Annotated in this window: 18 protein-coding genes; 10 read left to right on the top strand and 8 right to left on the bottom strand. The window is 62.1% G+C overall.

The genetic code is table 11. From position 1 onward, the window contains the following. The first annotated feature begins 13 nt into the window (after nt 1-13). From C4J91_RS25815 to C4J91_RS25830, 4 genes are all read left to right on the top strand, one after another. Nucleotides 14-559, top strand: a complete 546-nt coding sequence (locus C4J91_RS25815) for a twin-arginine translocation pathway signal protein (protein ID WP_124364826.1) — start codon at nt 14-16, stop codon at nt 557-559. A gap of 37 nt (nt 560-596) precedes the next feature. Then, nucleotides 597-2192, top strand: a complete 1596-nt coding sequence (locus C4J91_RS25820; protein WP_124364827.1) for a GMC family oxidoreductase — start codon at nt 597-599, stop codon at nt 2190-2192. A 103-nt stretch (nt 2193-2295) separates the two neighbouring features. After that, complete coding sequence (coaD, locus tag C4J91_RS25825) at nt 2296-2775, top strand: pantetheine-phosphate adenylyltransferase (RefSeq protein ID WP_049711086.1); 480 nt, start codon at nt 2296-2298, stop codon at nt 2773-2775. A gap of 102 nt (nt 2776-2877) precedes the next feature. Continuing rightward, the gene (locus C4J91_RS25830) at nt 2878-3129 is read left to right on the top strand and encodes a YfhL family 4Fe-4S dicluster ferredoxin (RefSeq protein ID WP_003195146.1); all 252 of its coding nucleotides are present in this window, start codon (nt 2878-2880) and stop codon (nt 3127-3129) included. 116 nt (nt 3130-3245) lie between these two features. Here the strand turns inward: C4J91_RS25830 and mutM are convergent, their stop codons facing one another. Both mutM and C4J91_RS25840 read right to left on the bottom strand, forming a co-directional pair. Next, the gene (gene mutM, locus C4J91_RS25835) at nt 3246-4058 is read right to left on the bottom strand and encodes a bifunctional DNA-formamidopyrimidine glycosylase/DNA-(apurinic or apyrimidinic site) lyase (RefSeq protein ID WP_124364828.1); all 813 of its coding nucleotides are present in this window, start codon (nt 4056-4058) and stop codon (nt 3246-3248) included. A gap of 21 nt (nt 4059-4079) precedes the next feature. Further along, the gene (locus tag C4J91_RS25840) at nt 4080-4892 is read right to left on the bottom strand and encodes an HDOD domain-containing protein (protein WP_177412857.1); all 813 of its coding nucleotides are present in this window, start codon (nt 4890-4892) and stop codon (nt 4080-4082) included. A 295-nt stretch (nt 4893-5187) separates the two neighbouring features. Here C4J91_RS25840 and C4J91_RS25845 point away from each other — a divergent pair, with 295 nt between their 5' ends. Next, entirely contained in the window at nt 5188-6384 is a 1197-nt protein-coding gene (locus C4J91_RS25845) for a class I SAM-dependent rRNA methyltransferase (RefSeq protein ID WP_124364830.1), read from the top strand. Between the two features lie 209 nt (nt 6385-6593). After that, complete coding sequence (locus C4J91_RS25850; protein ID WP_124364831.1) at nt 6594-7754, top strand: MFS transporter; 1161 nt, start codon at nt 6594-6596, stop codon at nt 7752-7754. A gap of 123 nt (nt 7755-7877) precedes the next feature. Here the strand turns inward: C4J91_RS25850 and C4J91_RS25855 are convergent, their stop codons facing one another. Beyond that, nucleotides 7878-8336, bottom strand: a complete 459-nt coding sequence (locus tag C4J91_RS25855) for a transposase (protein ID WP_124364832.1) — start codon at nt 8334-8336, stop codon at nt 7878-7880. Between the two features lie 409 nt (nt 8337-8745). Here C4J91_RS25855 and ilvD point away from each other — a divergent pair, with 409 nt between their 5' ends. Continuing rightward, nucleotides 8746-10587: a dihydroxy-acid dehydratase gene (gene ilvD, locus C4J91_RS25860; protein ID WP_057723488.1), complete on the top strand. Its 1842-nt coding sequence runs from the start codon at nt 8746-8748 to the stop codon at nt 10585-10587. A 192-nt stretch (nt 10588-10779) separates the two neighbouring features. Here ilvD and C4J91_RS25865 read toward each other — a convergent pair whose 3' ends face one another. Further along, nucleotides 10780-11838, bottom strand: coding sequence for a haloacid dehalogenase-like hydrolase (locus tag C4J91_RS25865; protein WP_124364833.1), 1059 nt, complete (start codon nt 11836-11838; stop codon nt 10780-10782). Between the two features lie 241 nt (nt 11839-12079). Here C4J91_RS25865 and C4J91_RS25870 point away from each other — a divergent pair, with 241 nt between their 5' ends. Next, nucleotides 12080-13471 carry an L-cystine transporter gene (locus C4J91_RS25870; RefSeq protein WP_124364834.1) on the top strand — a complete coding sequence of 464 codons (1392 nt, stop codon included), beginning with the start codon at nt 12080-12082 and terminating at the stop codon, nt 13469-13471. Between the two features lie 84 nt (nt 13472-13555). On the opposite strand, the gene C4J91_RS25875 is transcribed toward C4J91_RS25870, so the two are convergent. Continuing rightward, a complete protein-coding gene (locus C4J91_RS25875) occupies nt 13556-14068 on the bottom strand; it encodes a dihydrofolate reductase (RefSeq protein ID WP_124364835.1) in 513 nt (170 codons plus the stop codon). Nucleotides 14069-14137: 69 nt separating this feature from the next. Here C4J91_RS25875 and C4J91_RS25880 point away from each other — a divergent pair, with 69 nt between their 5' ends. Together C4J91_RS25880 and C4J91_RS25885 are read left to right on the top strand one after the other, a co-directional pair. Further along, the gene (locus tag C4J91_RS25880; protein WP_124364836.1) at nt 14138-15517 is read left to right on the top strand and encodes a DUF2868 domain-containing protein; all 1380 of its coding nucleotides are present in this window, start codon (nt 14138-14140) and stop codon (nt 15515-15517) included. Next, entirely contained in the window at nt 15510-16877 is a 1368-nt protein-coding gene (locus C4J91_RS25885) for a DUF3482 domain-containing protein (RefSeq protein WP_124364837.1), read from the top strand. The genes C4J91_RS25880 and C4J91_RS25885 overlap by 8 nt, the downstream gene beginning before the upstream one ends. Before the next feature lie 7 nt (nt 16878-16884). On the opposite strand, the gene C4J91_RS25890 is transcribed toward C4J91_RS25885, so the two are convergent. The 3 genes from C4J91_RS25890 to C4J91_RS25900 all read right to left on the bottom strand — a co-directional run bounded on the left by C4J91_RS25890 (nt 16885) and on the right by C4J91_RS25900 (nt 20893). After that, nucleotides 16885-18015, bottom strand: a complete 1131-nt coding sequence (locus C4J91_RS25890) for a TIGR03364 family FAD-dependent oxidoreductase (protein ID WP_124364838.1) — start codon at nt 18013-18015, stop codon at nt 16885-16887. Nucleotides 18016-18143: 128 nt separating this feature from the next. After that, entirely contained in the window at nt 18144-19166 is a 1023-nt protein-coding gene (locus C4J91_RS25895) for a putative 2-aminoethylphosphonate ABC transporter substrate-binding protein (RefSeq protein WP_124364839.1), read from the bottom strand. 20 nt (nt 19167-19186) lie between these two features. Further along, on the bottom strand, nt 19187-20893 hold the full coding sequence (locus C4J91_RS25900; RefSeq protein WP_177412838.1) for a putative 2-aminoethylphosphonate ABC transporter permease subunit: 1707 nt from the start codon (nt 20891-20893) through the stop codon (nt 19187-19189). Between the last annotated feature and the right edge of the window lies 1 nt (nt 20894).

Raw genomic sequence — 20894 nt, forward strand, 5'->3', positions numbered from 1 at the left:
GGACAAAAAAACAATGAACCCCAGCCTGACTGAAACACCTGCGCTGTCGCGGCGCGGCGTCTTGAAAATCGGCCTGTGCGCCAGCGCGTTCCTGGTCACCGCCGGGCTGGGGGCGAGCCTCAGCGGCTGCTCAAGCAGCACGCCGGCCAGCGGCTTTGCGCTGTTGCGGACCAGTGACCTGCCATTTTTGCGCGCGGTCATCCCGGTACTGCTGGAAGGCGCAGCCAGCGCCCAGGCCATCAGCGCCGGAATTGAAGACACCCTGAAAAAGCTCGACTACAGCCTGCAGCACCTGTCACCGCAGATGTTCAAGCTCACCCAGCAGCTGTTCGATGTGCTCGGCATGGGCATTACCCGAGGCCCGCTGACGGGTATCTGGGGCAGCTGGGAAAATGCCAGCGCGGAGCAGATCCGCAACTTCCTGCACCGCTGGGAAAACAGCTACCTGAACCTGCTGCGCATGGGCCAGGGCTCGCTGCTCAAGCTGGTGACCATGGCCTGGTACTTCCGGCCCGAGTCCTGGGCCCATTGCGGCTATCCCGGGCCGCCGAAAATCTAATTTGCATCCCCAACAATAAAAACCAGAGACGAACCTGATGCCCGTACCCGATCTATTCCGCGATGGCATGGCCCGCGGCTGGAAAACCCACAACGGCGCCGCCCTCGACAGCGACCTGACCCTGGAAGCCGACGTAGCCATCATCGGCAGCGGCGCCGGTGGCGGCACCACCGCCGAAATCCTCAGCGCCGCGGGCTACAAGGTGCTGTTGATCGAAGAAGGCCCACTCAAGACCAGCACTGATTTCAAGCTGCTGGAAGACGAAGCCTATGCCAGCCTGTACCAGGAAGGGATCGGCCGCATGAGCAAGGACGGTGCGATTACCATCCTGCAGGGCCGGGCGGTGGGCGGCACGACGCTGATCAACTGGACCTCCAGCTTCCGCACACCGGATGCCACCCTCGCCCATTGGGCCAGCGATTACGCGGTGAAGGGCCATAGCAGCGCCGAGATGGCACCATGGTTCGAGACCATGGAGCAGCGCCTGGGCATCGCGCCATGGGCCCTGCCGCCCAATGCCAACAATGACGTGATCCGCAAAGGCTGCGAAAAGCTCGGCTACAGCTGGCACGTGATCCCGCGCAATGTGCGCGGTTGCTTCAACCTGGGTTATTGCGGCATGGGCTGCCCGGTCAACGCCAAGCAATCGATGCTGGTGACCACCATCCCCGCCACCCTGGAAAAAGGCGGCGAGCTGCTCTACCTGGCCCGCGCCGAGCGCCTCAAATACAGCGGCGACATGATCAGCAGCCTGGAATGCGTGGCCATGGATGAGCGCTGCGTGGCGCCTACCGGCCGCAAGATCACCGTGAAGGCCAAACACTACGTCCTCGCGGGCGGCGGCATCAACAGCCCGGCATTGCTGATGCGCTCAGGCGCGCCCGACCCGCATTCACGCCTGGGCAAACGCACCTTCCTGCACCTGGTGAATTTCTCCGCCGGGTTGTTCGACGAGGTGATCAACCCGTTCTACGGGGCGCCGCAATCGATCTATTCCGACCACTTCCAGTGGCAGGACGGCACCACCGGTAAAATGTCCTACAAACTAGAAGCTCCGCCCCTGCATCCAGGACTGGCCACCACCCTGTTCGGCGGCTACGGCGCGCAGAATGCCTTGGACATGAGCCAATTGCCCCACACCCACGCCATGCTCGCGCTGTTGCGAGACGGCTTTCACCCCGACAGCCCTGGCGGCGCAGTGGAATTACGCGGTGACGGTACGCCGGTGCTCGACTATCAGGTCTCGCCCTATGCCTGGGACGGCCTGCGCCGGGCCTTCCACAGCATGGCCGAGATTCAGTTCGCGGCGGGCGCCAAATCGGTCAAGCCCCTGCATCACGACGCCCGGTACGTGAATAACCTGGCAGACGCACGTAGTTTGATCGACGGTTTGAGCCTCGAGCTGCATCGCACCACCCTGGGCAGCGCCCATGTGATGGGCGGTTGCGCCATGGGCGAAGACCCGACAAACGCAGTGGCCGATAGCCTCGGTCGCCATCACCAACTGCGCAACCTGTCGATTCACGACGGCTCTCTGTTCCCCACCAGCATTGGGGCAAATCCCCAATTGTCGGTGTATGGATTGACTGCCCAACTGGCGTCGGCTTTGTCCGAACGTCTGAAAACAGCGTGAAAAATCGCAGGATTCACCGCATCTATCTACATAAGTCGACTTGGCCGACCGGGATGGCTGCGATACCATCCGGTTCCCCAACGGACTCCGCCAGGACGACGCGATGAACCGAGTGTTGTACCCAGGTACCTTCGACCCGATTACCAAAGGCCATGGCGATCTGGTCGAACGCGCCTCTCGCCTGTTCGACCATGTGATCATCGCGGTTGCCGCCAGCCCCAAGAAAAACCCGTTGTTCCCGCTGGAACAACGCGTGGAGCTGGCCCGTGAGGTCACCAAGCACCTGCCTAACGTAGAAGTGGTGGGCTTTGCGACGCTGCTGGCGCATTTTGCCAAGGAGCAGAACGCCAATGTGTTCCTGCGTGGCCTGCGCGCGGTGTCGGATTTCGAATATGAATTCCAGCTGGCCAACATGAACCGCCAACTGGCGCCGGACGTGGAAAGCCTGTTTCTGACGCCGTCGGAACGTTACTCGTTCATTTCCTCGACGTTGGTGCGCGAAATCGCTGCTTTGGGCGGAGATATCACCAAGTTTGTGCATCCGGCCGTTGCGGACGCGCTGACGCTGCGCTTCAAGAAGTAAGACCGCTCAACCGGCGCCCGCTCGCGCTGCGGGCGCCAATGCGGCACAATTGCGCGCATTAGTTTTCAGATGCCTTGGCTGACGGCCCTGGCAGGAGTTTTCATGTCCCTGATCATCACCGACGATTGCATCAATTGCGACGTCTGCGAACCCGAGTGCCCGAACGCTGCAATTTCCCAGGGCGAAGAGATCTACGTGATCGACCCCAACCTATGCACCCAGTGCGTCGGCCACTACGACGAGCCCCAATGCCAGCAGGTGTGCCCGGTGGATTGCATTCCATTGGATGAAGCCCATCCGGAGACGGAAGAGCAGTTGATGGAGAAGTACCGGAAGATTACCGGGAAGGCCTGAGGCTATTCAGCGCCTGTAAGGGCCTCATCGGGGGCAAGCCCCCTCCCACATTTGAAATGCGTTCACACGTGGGAGGGGGCTTGCCCCCGATGGCGATATCAGCCATCACACAGCACTCAGCTCTGACACTTGGGGCAAAACACACTCGCCCGCTGCCCCAGCACCACATTGCGCAACTCGGTCCCGCAGACCTTGCACGCCGCGCCGCCCCGGCCATAAACGAACAGTTCCTGCTGGAAATACCCCGGCTGCCCATCGCCGCCGATAAAGTCGCGCAACGTGGTACCGCCGCGCTCGATGGCTGCCGCCAGCACGCGCTTGATCTCGATCGCCAGCTTCAGATAACGCCCCCGCGATATACCGCCCGCCGCGCGACGCGGATCGATTCCGGCCGCAAACAGCGCTTCCGTCGCATAGATATTGCCCACGCCCACCACCACCGCGTTATCCATGATGAACGGCTTCACCGCCATCGACCGCCCACGGGACAGCTGGAACAAGCGCTCGCCATCAAACAGCGCGGTCAACGGCTCCGGCCCCAGGCGGATCAGCAGCTCGTGGTTGTGCGGGTCCTGGCTCCAGAGCATCGCGCCAAAGCGCCGGGGGTCGGTGTAGCGCAGGGCCAGGCCGGATTCCAGCTCGATATCCACATGTTCATGCTTGGCCGCAGGCATGCCGACTTCAACCAGGCGCAGGTTGCCCGACATGCCCAGGTGGCTGATCAAGGTGCCCACTTCGGCATTGATCAACAGGTACTTGGCGCGCCGCTCCACCAGCACGATGCGCTGCCCGGACAGGCGCACATCGAGGTCTTCCGGGATCGGCCAGCGCAGACGGCGCTCACGCACCACCACCCGGCTGACGCGCTGGCCCTCCAAGTGAGGGGCAATCCCGCGCCGGGTGGTTTCGACTTCTGGTAACTCAGGCATGTGTACCTCGGGAAGAAAGGCTCAGTGCGCGCCCAGCTCGCGGATCGACAACTTCAGGCTTTCGAAGTCGTAGTCCGACAGGCCCACGTAATCCAGCACCAGGTGGCCGATCGCCTCCCATTCACGGTCGACGGTCTGGTTGCCCAGCACGCGATAGGACGAACAAATGTGCTCGGCCATTTTCAGGATCGCCAGCAGGTTTTTAAGCACGGGTGCGCGCGATGACTCATCGCTGAAAATCGCCAGGGCGTTGTGGTGATTGGCGATGGCGTCGGTCACATGCTCCGGCAGGCGCCAGGATTTGGCGGTGTAGTAGCCCACCACGGCATGGTTGGTGTTGAACGCGTTGTTTTCGGTGTCGACCACACGGCAATCCGGGCCGGCATTGGCGTAGGCCTGTTCCAATACCGTCATGTAATTGGGGAACCGCTTGAGCATCAGCGGTACGCCGCAATCGTGGAACAGGCCCAGGGCATAGGCTTCGTCAACCGCTTGAGCGCCGGTGCGCTTGGCCAGGGTCAGGCAGGTCATGGCCACGTCCTGAGCCGTGTCCCAGAAGCGGTTGAGCATGACGATGGTGTCATCGCTCATCTCGCCTTTGATCGACAACGCATTGATCAGGTTGATCACCGAGCGGCTGCCCAGCAGGTTCACCGCGCGCTGGATCGAGGCGATCTTGTTGCTCAGGCCGTAATACGGCGAGTTGACGATTTTCAGCAACGCGCCGGACAGGCCCGGGTCCTGGGCGATCAGCCGGGCGATCACTTCCAGGTCCGGGTCGGGCATGTACTGTTCCATCTGCAAATCCACCATGATTTGCGGCTGGGGCGGCACGCTGATGCCTTGCAGCACCTGCTGAATCTGTTCGGCGGAAAGCTCTTGGGACATAAGTACACACTCTGGGCTAGGCGGGGATTCTAACCCTTATGCAGACATGGCCGACACCCAAATGCCCGATTGAAATCGGACTAAATGTGGGAGGGGGCTTGCTCCCGATAGCAGTGGATCAGTCAGCTCATCTGTTTCTGACATACCGCTATCGGGAGCAAGCCCCCTCCCACATGTCCGGCGGCGCGCTCAGTAACTACACAACACGGTATACTCCCGCTCTTTTTTCCGGAGCGACGTCATGTCCCTGCCAAGCCTGCGTCTCAAAGCCAACGCCGATCGTCGTTTGCGCAACGGCCACCTGTGGGTCTACAGCAACGAAATCGACGTGGCCGCCACCCCACTCCATGGCTTCCAGGCAGGTAACCAGGCTATCCTGGAAGCGGCCGGCGGCAAGACCCTCGGCATCGTGGCCATGAGCCCGAACAACCTGATCTGCGCCCGCCTGCTGTCGCGCGACATCAAGTTGCCGCTCGACAAGTCGCTGCTGGTGCACCGCATCAACGTCGCGCTGTCGCTGCGTGACCGCCTGTTCGACAAGCCGTTCTATCGCTTGGTCTACGGTGATTCCGACCTGCTGCCAGGTTTGGTGGTCGACCGTTTCGGCGACATCCTCGTCGTGCAGATCGCCTCGGCGACCATGGAAGCCCATAAAGAAGACGTGATCGCCGCGCTGACCCAAGTGCTCAAGCCGAGCGGCATCCTGTTCAAGAACGACTCCGCCGCGCGCGACGCCGAAGGCCTCAACCGCTACGTCGAAACCGTGTTCGGCCTGGTGCCGGAGTGGGTGGCGCTGGAAGAAAACGGCGTGAAATTCGAAGCCCCGGTGATCCAGGGCCAGAAAACCGGCTGGTTCTACGACCACCGCATGAACCGCGCACGCCTGGCGCCGTATGCCAAGGGCAAGCGCGTACTCGACCTGTACAGCTACATCGGCGGCTGGGGCGTACAAGCCGCGGCTTTCGGCGCCAGTGAAGTGTTCTGCGTCGACGCCTCCGCTTTCGCCCTCGATGGCGTCGAGCGCAATGCCGCGCTGAACGGCGTCGCCGAGAAAATGACCTGCATCGAAGGCGACGTGTTCGAAGCGCTCAAGGAACTCAAAGCCAGCGAAGAACGCTTCGACGTGATCGTCGCCGACCCGCCGGCCTTCATCAAACGCAAGAAAGACATGAAAAACGGCGAAGGCGCCTACCGCCGCCTGAACGAGCAAGCCATGCGCCTGCTCAGCAAGGACGGCATCCTGGTCAGCGCCTCGTGCTCCATGCACCTGCCCGAAGACGACCTGCAAAACATCCTGCTGACCAGCGCCCGCCACCTGGACCGCAATATCCAGATGCTCGAACGCGGCGGCCAGGGCCCGGACCACCCGGTGCACCCGGCGATTGTCGAGACGCGCTATATCAAGAGCATTACGTGCCGGTTGTTGCCGAACAGCTAAGGCTTCACCCACCCCTGTAGGAGCGAGCTTGCTCGCGAAAAACGCATAGACGACGCGGGCTACCTGATAGCGTTGCGTCATCGTTGACGATCTTCGCGAGCAAGCTCGCTCCTACATAGCTACGGGAAACTTCCCACAATAGTTTTGATTGAATTCCACTTTTCGCAGACTAGTATCGGTTTCTGGTTTTACTCCGGAAAATAAAAACGATGTCTGGACCCACCCTCTCTCGCTCTATCCTCATCACCTGCATTTCCCTGATCAGCTTCTTCCCGATCAATATCCTGCTGCCCTCTTTCCCCGCACTGGCAACCCGGTTCGACACGCCCAGCGCAGACATCGCGCTGTCGATCAGTCTGTTCACGCTGGTGTTTTCGATCTCGCAACTGGTCGCCGGTCCGCTGTCAGATAAATGGGGGCGCAAGGAAGTGCTGCTCGGCTGCATCACGCTGTCGATCTTCGGGGCAATAGGCTGCGCAATGGCCTCGGATTACCTGACGTTCCTGCTGTTTCGCACGGTGCAGGCCATGGGCTGCGGCTTCTTCGTACTGGGTCACGCGCTGGTGGAGGACCTATTCGACGAACAGGACCGCGCCCGGGTACGCCTCTATTACATGACCCTGAGCGGCTCGTTTGTTGCCCTGTCGCCACTGATCGGCTCCTGGCTGCAAACCACCTTCGACTGGCAAGGGAGCTTTTATGGGTTTGCGCTCATGGCCTTGGGCATGTTGATCCATGCGTTTTGCGTCCTGCCTTCCAAGGCTGCCGGCCAGCATCGCGCGACCGTCTCGATCCTAGGCACGCTCAAAGCCGTCGCCACCAATCGCGACTTCCTGCGTTACTGGTGGATCGCCGCCCTGGTGTTTGCCTGCTACTTCGCCTTGATCAGCGTGACACCGCTGATTTTCATGGACGCGCTAAAGCTGTCCGAATATCAATATGCGCTGGTGCTGATGGTGTACGGCGTGGCCTACCTGCTCGGCGGCGTTGCTGCCTCGTACCTGCAAAAACGTATGGCGCTGTCCCGGCAAATCAACATCGGCCTCGGACTATTGCTCGTCGCGGGTGTGCTGCTGACGTTGATCATTATTTTTGAGGCCATCACCACCTTGACTCTGCTGATCCCGATATTGATCAGCGCCTTGGCCGTGACGCTGGTTCGTCCGGCGGCGATTTCGGCGGCGATGCTGTTGTTCTCAAGCAGCGCGGGCACTGCCGCATCGGCCGGGAACAGCATCATGTTCCTCACGGCCGCCATCAGCAGTGCGGCCTTGGCACAAACCGGAACGCATCTGCTGCTGACCATTGCGGTCAGCTTCATCGTGTTCAGCCTCTGGGGCTGGTTGACGAATTTACGGGTCGGGCGCTAGCGCTTTCCCCTGTAGGAGCGAGCTTGCTCGCGAAAAACTCATACACGACGCGGGCTACCTGATAGCGCTGCGTTATCGTTGACGTTCTTCGCGAGCAAGCTCGCTCCTACAAGTGAAGGTGCGTCATATCCAGATGGCATCCCATAGCGGGTATTGACCAATGTGCTCGACCAAACCAGCACGCAAAGGATTCGCGACGATATAGCGGGCCATTGCTTTCAAGTCCTCCTCGCGACGCAGTGCCCGATCGAAATAGCCTTTTTGCCAAAGCGTCCCGTAAGAACCCCTCGCACTGTTTATCGCGCGGGCACTTCGCGACTTGGTTATTCGCATCAACCTTGGCAAGTCGCCATTGTGCAGTTCGACCAACCAATGAAAATGGTCAGGCATCACGACCCAGGCCAGCGAGGTCGCCTCACCGTCTTCCTGAGCTTTCCTGAATTCGCTGACGAGCAGGCGACCCGTGCGCCAGTCCTGAAAAATTGATTGTCGTTGGTAGGTAACAGCCGTGATCAGGTACACGCGGCCCGATTCTGAATAGCGCCCAGTGCGCAGCCGATGAGCATTTTGCTGGGTGGACATTCCTTCGTCCTCTTCTGTGATTGGAAGAGAAACGGTAGGAGCCGAAGCGTCGACTAGCCTGTAAACAATAGTTCTGAATATGTCTTGCCCCTGTAGGAGCGAGGCGGGCGGCTAGCCCTTGCTCGCGAAAAACCAACAGGCGACGCGCGCTGCCTGATAGCGCTGCGTTATCGTTGACGTTTTTCGCGAGCAAGCTCGCTCCTACAGGAAGACGGTGTAGAATCGGCCCTATTCATCGCCAGTCATCCCCCGGCGGGTTTATGAGCTCGAGGCCCCAGCACGCGGCGATCCCGCGACGCGAGTGGCAACTTCCGGACACACGGCCATTTTCTGAGTGTTCCAGACGTCTATAGAAGCTCACTCCCCTTTAGCACCTGATTAGTAAGTGATTAGCCGCCCGGAGTGCTCCATGCCAGATTACCGCTCGAAAACATCCACCCACGGCCGCAACATGGCCGGCGCGCGCGCACTGTGGCGTGCCACGGGGATGAAAGATGACGACTTCAAGAAGCCGATCATCGCGATTGCCAACTCGTTCACCCAGTTCGTCCCTGGCCACGTCCACCTCAAGGACCTGGGCCAATTGGTCGCCCGCGAGATCGAACGCGCCGGCGGCGTGGCAAAGGAATTCAACACCATCGCCGTGGACGACGGCATCGCCATGGGCCATGACGGCATGCTGTACTCGCTGCCGAGCCGCGAGATCATCGCCGACTCCGTGGAGTACATGGTCAACGCCCACTGCGCCGACGCAATCGTGTGCATTTCCAACTGCGACAAGATCACCCCCGGCATGCTGATGGCCGCCCTGCGCCTGAACATCCCGGTGATCTTCGTTTCCGGCGGCCCGATGGAAGCCGGCAAGACCAAGCTTGCCTCCCACGGCCTCGACCTGGTCGACGCCATGGTCATCGCCGCCGATTCCAGCGCTTCTGACGAGAAGGTCGCGGAATACGAGCGCAGCGCCTGCCCGACCTGCGGTTCATGCTCTGGCATGTTCACCGCCAACTCGATGAACTGCCTGGTGGAAGCCCTGGGCCTGGCCTTGCCGGGCAACGGTTCGACGCTGGCCACCCACAGCGACCGTGAGCAACTGTTCCTGCAGGCCGGCCGCACCATCGTCGAGCTGTGCAAGCGCTACTACACCGAGAACGATGAGTCGGTATTGCCGCGCAATATCGCCAACTTCAAGGCGTTCGAAAACGCCATGACCCTGGACATCGCCATGGGCGGTTCCACCAACACCATCCTGCACTTGCTGGCTGCCGCCCAGGAAGCCGAGATCGATTTCGACCTGCGCGACATCGACCGTCTGTCCCGTCACGTGCCGCAACTGTGCAAGGTCGCGCCGAACATCCAGAAGTACCACATGGAAGACGTGCACCGCGCCGGCGGGATCTTCTCGATCCTGGGCTCCCTGGCCCGTGGCGGCCTGCTGCACACCGACCTGCCGACTGTGCACAGCACGTCCCTCGCCGAAGGCATCGCCAAGTGGGATATCACCCAGACTGACGACGAAGCCGTGCACACCTTCTTCAAGGCAGGCCCTGCAGGCATTCCGACCCAGACCGCGTTCAGCCAGTCGACCCGTTGGGACACCCTGGACGACGACCGTGAAAACGGCTGCATCCGCAGTGTCGAGCACGCCTACTCGCAAGAAGGCGGCCTGGCCGTGCTGTACGGCAACATCGCCCTGGACGGTTGCGTGGTGAAGACCGCCGGTGTGGACGAGTCCATCCACGTCTTCGAAGGCCGCGCCAAGATCTACGAAAGCCAGGACAGCTCGGTGCGCGGCATCCTGGCTGACGAAGTCAAAGAAGGCGACATCGTAATCATCCGCTACGAAGGTCCCAAAGGCGGCCCGGGTATGCAGGAAATGCTTTACCCAACTTCGTACCTCAAGTCCAAAGGCCTGGGCAAAGCCTGCGCCCTGCTGACCGATGGCCGCTTCTCCGGCGGCACGTCGGGCCTGTCCATCGGCCACGCTTCGCCGGAAGCCGCTGCCGGCGGCGCGATCGGCCTGGTGCAGGATGGTGACAAAGTGCTGATCGACATCCCGAACCGTTCGATCAACCTGTTGATCAGCGATGAAGAACTGGCCGCGCGCCGGGTTGAGCAGGACAAGAAAGGCTGGAAGCCGGTGGAGAAGCGTCCGCGCAAAGTCACTACCGCGTTGAAGGCTTACGCCCTGTTGGCGACCAGTGCCGATAAAGGTGCGGTGCGTAACAAGGCGATGCTCGACGGCCTGTAATCGTCGCCCATGAAAATGCCCCGCACTTGGCGGGGCATTTTTTTGCCTGGAGATAACCCCCAAGACCGATGAAGATCAAATGTGGGAGGGGGCTTGCTCCCGATAGCAGAGTGTCAGGCAATATATGAGCTGCCTGACCCACCGCTATCGGGAGCAAGCCCCCTCCCACATTTTTTGACCGCGTTCAGCCTGTTACTGAATATCCTCCGGCTTGACGATCACCCAATTCTTGTCCGCCGTCACCGGCAACCCTTCCTTGGCCTGCGCCGCCGCATGCTTGGCCATCATGCCGTTGAGCTGGGTCATGTATTTGTCCTTGCGGTTGATCCACAAATGAATGCCGCCCTTGGCCACGTCTACATCGTGGAACAGCATGTAACCGTCGCTGGTCGGGGTGTCGCCACCCACGATCACGGGCTTTTTCCATTCGTCGATGTAGGTGAGGATGGCCGCGTGCTTGCCCGCCATCCAGGTCGCCGGGGTCCACAGGTACGGCGTGAGCTCCAGGCCAAGGTTGGCCTTCTCGTCGTATTTGCCGGCAGCGATCTGTTTGCGCGCGGTGGTCAGTTCGCCCGTTTTGCGGTCTTTGAGCAGGGTGGTCACGCCGATGACGTTTTCGGGTTTGACGTTGTAGCCGTACTTCGGATCGGCGGCGACCATGCGCACAAGTTCCTCCGAGGCAGCAGTCATCACATACACTTCGATGCCGTTTTCCATCAGCTTGTTGTACAGCTCGGCCTGGCCGGTGAAGACTTTCGGTGGCTGCACTTCGGATTTCTTCACCGCGTCGCCTTCAAAATAGGTGACGGGCACAGGCTTGCCGGAGGCCATCAGTTCGTCGACCTGGACCTTGAGTTCCTTGAGGGTGAAGCCGGAAAACACCTGGGCCACCCACGGGTAGCACACCATGTCGTCCACTTCGCAGAGGCGATAGTAGTAGCTGAACAGGCTTTCCTTGTGGTCGGCGGTGTCTTTGAACGGCATCAGCTTGAGCGAAGGGTCGAGGCTGTCGCGGGTGATCAGGCCCTTGTTCTCCATGTACGGCAGCAAGGATTCTTCAAGGTCGTAGCGGTAGCTGGTGTTGTCCATGTCGAACACCGCGAAATTGCCCTTGTTGGCATTGGCAGCGATCATCTCGTTCAATTGTTTGGCGGCAGGCGCCGGCCAGTGTTTCAACTCGGTGGCGGCCAGCGCCTGGCTGGCGAGCCCAAGGCAGAGAGCGGCGGCAAGCAATTTCGGCGCGAGCTTCATAAGCGTTCCTTCCTGAGTGAAAGACATCGACGCTAACAAATCTGTGTGACAGTACTCGCGTTGAGCACGACGGCCTGCGTCCTGATTCCGCCAAGGGCATACGCGGCAGCGTCAAACGCTTATTCCAAAAACGACAGTGACCATTCCATATCGGTATTAAATCAATATATTTCAAGCTGTTAGGCTCTCCGGTTCGCAATCGCAGGCTCACGCGATTGGCTGCCTTCTCAACGGAGCTTCAATGAATCTTCCCCTGATTCTCAACTTACTGGTGTTCGTGGCCCTGTTGCTGGGCCTGGCACAAACCGGCCGTACCCACTGGAGCCTCGCCAAGAAGGTGCTGTTCGCCCTGGTGCTTGGCGTGGTATTCGGTGTGGTGTTGCACGCCATCTATGGCGCCGGCCACCCGGTGCTCAAGGCTTCCATCGGCTGGTTCGACCTGGTCGGCAACGGCTATGTGCAACTGCTGCAAATGATCGTGATTCCGCTGGTGTTCGCCTCGATCCTCAGTGCCGTGGCGCGTCTGCACAATGCTTCGTCCCTGGGCAAGATCAGCTTCCTGACCATCGGCACCCTGCTGTTCACCACCGCGATTGCCGCGCTGATCGGTATCGGCCTGACCAACCTGTTCGGCCTGACTGCCGAAGGCCTGGTCGCCGGCACCCAGGAAATGGCGCGCCTGCAAGTGATCCAGAACGATTACGCGGGCAAGGTCGCCGACCTGAATATCCCGCAATTGCTGCTGTCGTTCGTGCCGGCCAACCCGTTCGCCGACCTGGCCCGGGCCAAGCCGACGTCGATCATCAGCGTGGTGATTTTCGCCGCATTCCTGGGGGTTGCTGCGCTGCAACTGCTCAAGGATGACGTGGAAAAAGGCCAGAAAGTGCTCAACGTCATCGACACCCTGCAAGCCTGGGTGATGCGCCTGGTGCGCCTGGTCATGAAGCTGACCCCATACGGCGTACTGGCGCTGATGACCAAGGTGGTCGCCAGCTCCAACCTGCAGGACATCATCAAGCTCGGCAGTTTCGTCGTGGTGTCGTACCTGGCCCTGGGCCTGATGTTCGTGGTGCATGGCCTATTGCTGTCGCTGGCCGGGGTCAATCCGCTGCGCTTCTTCCGCAAGGTCTGGCCGGTACTGACCTTTGCCTTCACCAGCCGCTCCAGCGCGGCCTCGATCCCCTTGAGCATCGAAGCGCAGACCCGTCGCCTTGGCATCCCGCAGTCAATCGCCGGTTTCGCCGCTTCGTTTGGCGCGACCATCGGCCAGAACGGCTGTGCAGGGCTTTATCCTGCGATGCTGGCGGTGATGGTTGCGCCGACCGTCGGCATCAACCCGCTGGATCCACTGTGGATCGCGACCTTGGTAGCCATCGTCACCCTGAGTTCGGCCGGTGTGGCGGGCGTGGGCGGCGGTGCGACCTTCGCGGCACTGATCGTGCTGCCGGCCATGGGCTTGCCGGTATCACTGGTGGCGCTGCTGATTTCCGTGGAGCCGCTGATTGATATGGGCCGCACGGCGTTGAACGTGAATGGCTCGATGACGGCGGGGGCGATTACCAGCCAGCTTATGGGGCAGACGGATAAAGCGTTGCTCGATGCCGATGAGCATACTGAGTTGGCGCAGGCCTGATAGGACGCTATCGGGGGCAAGCCCCTCCCACACTTTGATTTGTGAATACATTCAAATGTGGGAGGGGGCTTGCCCCCGATGCTTTTAGGCCTTTTCCCACACTTCGAAGTTGTAAGCCGGTTTATCACCCTCTGCCGGGTTCTCCAGATTCGACACCAACTTCCACTGGCTCTGATCAAACTCCGGAAACCACGCATCCCCTTCCGGGCTCAACGCCACCCGCGTCAAGTACAGGCGATCGGCATATTCCAGCCCCTGCGCATACAGCTGCGCACCGCCGATCAGCATCAGCTCATCCACGCCCTGCTCCAGTGCCCACGCCTCGGCGCGTTCAACCGCAGCTTCCAGTGACGCAAACACTTGCGCACCTTCAAGCACCAGATCGGTCTGACGGCTGACCACAATGTTCAGCCGCCCCGGCAACGGTCGGCCCAGGGAATCCCAGGTCTTGCGCCCCATGATGATCGGCTTGCCCAGGGTGGTGGCCTTGAAATATTTGAAATCCCCCGGCAAATGCCAGGGCATGCTGTTGTCGACGCCGATCACGCGGTTTTCACCGAGGGCTGCGATCAGGCTTAAAGGGAGAGTTTTTTTCATGGCGACGAGAATACCAGAGCTGCGAGTCAGCGGTTATGCTCCAACCTCACGAACACAACAGGATGGCGCGTGACTGCACTGAACCCGCTGCACACACTCTGGCTGACCGAAACCGTGCGCCTGCGCGAAGAACACGCCGGCCCCCTGGAAGACCTCGAAGCCAACCGCCTGGCCCGCTCGGCCGATGGCGACCTGCCAACGCGTATCGCGCAACGTGCGCTGCACCTGGCAGAACGCGACGGCCTGACCGGCGCGCTCAGTCGCTGGCTGCAAGGCGCGCGCCTGGCCGTGATACTGCTGGCGATAGTCGCGGTTATCAGCGGCGCCGGCCTGGCGTTTGCCGCGCTGGGCAACGGCGTTACCCCGGTGAATGTGTTCTGGGCCCTGGGCAGCCTGCTCGGCCTGAACCTGATCCTGCTGCTCAGTTGGGCCCTGGGCCTGGTATTTGCCGGCGAACACAGCGCCAGCCTCGGTCGCCTGTGGCTGTGGCTCAGCGAAAAACTTGCGCGCGACGCCAAGGCCGCGCAGCTGGCACCGGCACTGCTGCTGTTGTTGCAGCGCCAGAAACTCAACCGCTGGGCAGTCGGTATGCTGGTCAACAGCCTGTGGTTGCTGGCGTTGCTCAGCGCCCTGCTGGTTTTGCTGATGCTGCTCGCCACCCGGCGTTACGGCTTCGTGTGGGAAACCACCATCCTGGGAGCGGATACCTTCATCGCCGTCACCCAGGCCCTCGGCACCCTGCCCGCCCTGCTCGGCTTCAACGTACCGACGGTCGAGATGATCCGCGCCAGCGGCGACTCCGCACTGAATATCGAAAGCGCCCGCCAGGCCTGGGCCGCCTGGTTGGTGGGGGTGTTGCTGGTCTACGGGGTGCTGCCCCGGCTGGTACTGGCGCTGCTGTGCCTGTGGCGCTGGAAACGTGGGCGCGCGGCCTTGGGCCTGGACCTCACCCAGCCCGGCTATGCCCAACTGCGCGAGCGCCTGATGCCGAGCAGCGAGCGGCTGGGGGTCAACGATGCGGCGCCGGAACACCTGCACCAGGTGGCGGGCGGCGTCAGTGAGCTGCACAGCGACGGCGCGCTGCTGGTTGCCATCGAACTGGACGAGCAGCGCCCCTGGCCGCCCAAACTGCCCGGCACGGTCAAGAACGCCGGCATTCTCGACAGCCGTGAATCGCGCAACAGACTGCTGGAGCAGCTCACACGCTTCCCGCCCGCGCGCCTGGCCATCGCCTGCGATCCGCGTCGCTCGCCCGACCGTGGCAGCCTGGCGCTGATCGCCGAACTGGCGCGCAGTGCCGCGGCCACACGGGTGTGGCTGCTGCAAGCGCCGCCCGGCCAGGCGCTGGATGCCGAGCGCCTGGGCGACTGGCACAGCGCGCTGCAACAGCTTGAGCTGCCCTTCGCCGACTGCGCACCGTTGAACTGGCTGGAGAGCGGTCATGACTAAACCCCTGAAGCTCGCCGTAGTCGGCCATACCAACGTGGGCAAGACCTCACTGCTGCGCACCCTGACCCGCGATGTCGGCTTTGGCGAAGTCTCCCATCGCCCCAGCACCACGCGGCATGTCGAAGGTGCGCGCTTGTCGGTGGATGGCGAAGCCTTGCTGGAGCTGTACGACACACCCGGCCTGGAAGACGCCATCGCCCTGCTCGACTACCTGGAACGCCTCGACCGCCCCGGTGAACGCCTGGATGGCCCGGCCCGCCTGACGCGGTTCCTGGAAGGCAGCGAAGCGCGCCAACGCTTCGAACAGGAAGCCAAGGTGCTGCGCCAACTGCTGGCCTCGGATGGCGGCCTGTACGTGATCGACGCCCGCGAACCGGTACTGGCCAAGTACCGCGACGAGTTGCAGGTGCTGGCCAGCTGCGGCAAACCCTTGCTGCCGGTGCTCAATTTCGTCAGCAGCAGCGAACACCGCGAGCCCCAGTGGCGCGAAGCTCTGGCTCGCCTTGGCCTGCATGCGCTGGTGCGCTTTGACAGCGTGGCGCCGCCGGAAGACGGCGAACAGCGGTTGTATGAAAGCCTGGCCCTGCTGCTGGAAAACGCACGGCCGCAGTTGGAGCGGTTGATCCTCGACCAGCAAGCCCAACGCCAGGCGCGCCAGCAAAGCGCCGCACGCTTGATCGCCGAATTGTTGATCGACTGCGCAGCGTGCCGGCGCAGCGTAATGACCGCAGATGAGCCGCACGCGATCAGCGAACTGCGCAAGTCCGTGCGCCAACGCGAACAAAAGTGCGTGGATTCCCTGCTCAAGCTGTTCGGCTTCCGCCCGCAGGACGCCGCCGCCAGCGACCTGCCGCTGCTGGACGGACGCTGGGGCGACGACCTGTTCAACCCCGAAACCCTCAAACAGCTTGGGGTGCGCGTGGGTGGCGGGATCGCCGCAGGCGCGGCAGCCGGCGCGGGCGTAGACCTGTTGGTCGGCGGCTTGACCCTCGGCGCCGCCGCCATCGCCGGTGCGATTGCCGGTGGCGCGCTGCAGACCGCACGCAGTTATGGCGGCCGCCTGCTCGGCAAAATCAAAGGCCAGCGCGAGCTGACCGTCGATGACAGCGTGCTGCGCCTGCTTGCCCTGCGCCAACGCCAGTTGCTCAAGGCCTTGAACCTGCGCGGCCATGCGGCGATGCACGGCATCAAGGTCGATACGCCCCAGGATAAAACCTGGCGCGAAGGCAAGCTGCCAGATGCCTTGAACAAAGCGCGCGCCTATCCGCAATGGTCATCGCTCAACCCCCACTCCAGGTTGAGCCAGGCCGAGCGTCAGGAGCAAATCGAGGCGCTGGCTCAGCGGTTGGACGAAGCCTGATCCGCCATTAGCGCGCCGGCCCCCACAGTGCCGTGATATTTCGCTCGGCCATGGCCGGCCCCACACTCATGCCCACACCGGTATGCATCAGCGCAATGCTGATGCCGGCAGCCGCCTGCACAAACGAAAACGGCGCGGGCCCACGCGAGCCATATACGCCCTGCCAACGCTCCAGCACCTGGAGTGTGCAGCCCAGGGTCTGCTCGGCCAGCTCGATCAGCCAGTCATCGACCTGCTCGGCGTTGAACGGCGAGGCATCGCTGCCGTAATCATGGGAATCGCCGATGATCAGGTCGCCATGGGGCGTAGGGCTGATCAGCAGGTGAATGCCGTGCTCATGCAGGTGCGGTGCTTCGCGCAGGATCTGCGCCTGCACCGACGCAGCTTGCGGCAAGTCGGCGAACGCGCCGTAATGCACGCAACTGAGGCCGGTCAACACGGCGTGTTGCAGGTTCAGCTCAAGCGTCGGGCGCGCCCGCAGCATTTGCAGGCGGCAGATGTGTGGGTTGAGCGGGGCAATCGAGTCGGCCAGCAGGGTCTGGTAGTCGTGCCCGGAACAGACAATGATCTGCTCGCCGCGAAAACGACCCGCCGTGCTGTGCAACTGGCCCGGCTCGACGTGGCGCACCAGGGTCGAAAAATGAAATTCCACATTCAGTTCCTGGGCCAGGTAGTTGATCAGCGCCGGGATCGCTTCGCGCGAATACAGTTGCTGATCGTCCTCGCCATGCAGCGCGGCGCGGTGATGGCGGAACTGGCCACCGTACAGATCGTTCAACGCCGTGCCTTGCAGCAATGCCACGTTGTAGCCGTGCTCGCGGGCACGCCCGGCGCAGAAGGCGTCGAGCAGGTGCTCTTCGGCTTCGGTACGGGCGAACAGGTAGGAGCCATTGCGCTTGAGCTCAAAGCCGGCGACGTGCGCCCAGTGTGCCCAGATATCGCGGCTTTGCCGCGCCAGGTCGAGCATCGGCCCCGGCGGTTGACCAGTGACCAGCGCCTGGCCGAAGTTGCGCACCGAGGCGCCCAGCGGGGTAGCGCTGCGTTCGAAAACCTTGACCTTGAGCCCGCGCCTGGCAGCGGCGTAGGCATGGGAGAGGCCGAGAATGCCGGCGCCGACAATTAACAGGTCACTACTCATACTGTCCTCTCGTTCCCGCGCTCCGCGTGGGAATTCATCCAGTGACGCTCCGCGTCACGACCTTCAAGAGCGGACGCGGAGCGTCCGGAGCGGCGTTACCACGCGGAGCGTGGGAACGATCGGTACCCTTACTGCCCCGCCACCTTCTCCGACTTGCCGTCATAGCGCTTGCGCCATTGCGCCAGGATGCTGTCGCGGTTCTTCGAGGCCCAGGCAAAGTCGTTCTTGATCAACCGCTGCTCGTAATCGGCGGGCAATTCGGTCTGTGGCTTGGCAATCCCTGGCTGGGCCAGTACCGCGAAGTTGTCCTTGTACAGCTCCATCGCCGCCGGGCTGGCGGAGAAGTCCGCGAGTTTCCTGGCGGCATCGGCGTGGGCCGTGCCCTTGATCACCGCCGTCGCCTCGATTTCCCAGCCCAGGCCTTCCTTCGGCAAGATGATGTCCAGCGGCGCCCCCTGGCGCTTGAGCTGTACGGCCGGGTATTCAAACGAAATACCAATCGGAAACTCCCCGGACGCCGCCAGCTTGCACGGCTTGGAGCCGGAGTGAACGTACTGGCCGATGTTCTGGTGCAGCTCGTCCATGTACTGCCAGCCCTGCTGCTCACCAAAGGTTTGCAACCAGGCGCTTACGTCCAGAAAGCCGGTACCGGAGGACGCCGGGTTGGGCATCACGATCTTGCCCTTGTACTCAGGCTTGGTCAGGTCCTGCCAACTCACCGGTTTGCTCAGGCCCTGTTTCTCGGCTTCGACGGTGTTGAAGCAAATGGTCGCCGCCCACACATCCATGCCGACCCAGGCCGGTGGGTTGGCGGCGTCGCGGTAGTTTTTGCCGATCTTGTCCAGGTCCTTCGGCGCGTAACGATCGAGCATGCCTTGTTGATCGAGGATCGCCAGGCTGGAGGCGGCCAGGCCCCACACCACGTCGGCCTGCGGGCGGTCCTTTTCAGCCAACAGCTTGGCGGTGATGATGCCGGTGGAGTCGCGTACCCACTTGATCTGGATGTCCGGGTTGGCCTGCTCGAAGGCCTTTTTGTAGGTCTTCAACTGCTCGGCTTCGAGGGCCGTGTACACGGTCAACTCGGTGTTGGCGAAGGCATTCAGGCTGAATGCGGTGAGTACGGCAGCGACCAGCGCCAGTGGCTTGAACATCGAATACCTCCTTTGAAGAATCATTGCCCGGGCGCGGTCTGGCGCCAGGCTTGGGAGCGGCGCAAGGCGCCACGTGAAGCCCACGCCAGCAGCAGCGAGACGCTGCCTGAGGTGAACAGGATCAGGGTCGACATGGCCGCAGCGCCGCCCACATTGCCGGCATCGTCCATGTTCAAGACGGCGACGGCGGCGAGGATGGTGTCGGGGCTGTAGAGAAAGATCGCAGCGGAGACGGTGGTCATCGCCGACACGAACAGGTAACGCAGAATATCCAGCAGCGCCGGCAGGCAGATCGGTACCGTCACTTTCAAGTAGTGGCGGTAGAGCGGCGCCTTGAGGGACAACGCGGCGGCTTCGAATGCCACGTCCAGTTGGCGCAGCGCAGTGGTGGCGGTCATTTGCGCAGTGGTCAGATAGTGAGCAATGGTGCACACCACCAGCAGTGCCATGCTGCCGTAGAACACATGCAGCGGGTTGCCGCCAAGGTTGAAAAAGAACACGTAGCCCAGGCCCAGCACCAGGCCCGGTACGGCCATCGGCACAAAGCTGAGCAGGCGCAGGGCCAGGTTCAGGCCTTGTTGGCCCTTGGTTTTTTCCATCAGGTAGGCGCCGGTGAAGATCAGCGCACTGCCGATCAACGCCGTGCACAGCGCCATGGTCAGGCTGTTGCGATAGGCCAGCCAGCCGCCGCCGGCAGTGTCTTCGAACTGGTAGTGGTTCAAGGACAGCGACAGGTTGTAGGGCCAGAACTTGACCAGCGAGGAATACACCGCCATGCCGAACACCAGCAGCAACGCCGCGCAGATCAGCAGCACGATAGCCAGGTAGCAGCCGTCCCTGGAACGCGACGCCAGTGGTTGAAATACCTGGGCACGCCCGCTCATGGCGTCGCCGTGACGGCGCCGCAACCACGCATCCACACCAAAGCTGAACAGCGCCGGCAACAGCAGCACCATGCCGATCAACGCGCCGCGGCCGAACTGCTGCTGGCCGACCACCGCCTTGTAGGCTTCCAGCGCCAGCACCTGGTAGTCCCCGCCCACCACCACGGGCACGCCGAAGTCGGTGATGGTCAAGGTGAACACCAGGCAAAGTGCCGCGAACACCGCCTGGCGCGTGGCCGGCCAGGTGATGCTGCGAAACGCTCGGGCCGGGCTGGCGCCCATGCTTGAGGCCGCGTCGAACAAGCGCGCATCCGCCAGCGACAAGGCCGACAGCAGAATCATCAGGGCGTGTGGGAAGGTGTAAATCACCTCACCCAGCACAATGCCCCAGAAGCCGTAGATGTTGTCCGAGAGCAACCCGCGCAGCAGCCCCTGGTTGCCGAACAGATACACCAGTGCAATGCCCGGCAACATCGATGGCGTCATCAAGGGCAGCAGCGACACGCCGCGCCAGATCACCTTGCCGGGGATCAAGGTGCGCTGCAGCGCGTAGGCAAACAGATAGGCCAGCGGTACGACGATGGCCGCGACGCTCAGGGAAACTTTCAGGCTATTGCCCAGCAACCAGTGGAAGTTGGCACTGGTCAGCAGCTCGCGTGCGGCGGTCAGCCCGCCACCCTGCCCGGCTTCGCTGCTGAAGCCACGCCAGAAAATCGCCAGCAGCGGCAGCAACACCGCCACGACCAACAGGCCCAGCCACACTAATTTGCCGCCGACCACAAACAGGCGGTCGCCCGCTTCAGCCCGAGAAATTTCGCGCGGCAGTGTCATCGCCGTCTCCATG

This window comes from Pseudomonas sp. R3-52-08, from assembly GCF_003851745.1.
Lineage (GTDB): Bacteria > Pseudomonadota > Gammaproteobacteria > Pseudomonadales > Pseudomonadaceae > Aquipseudomonas.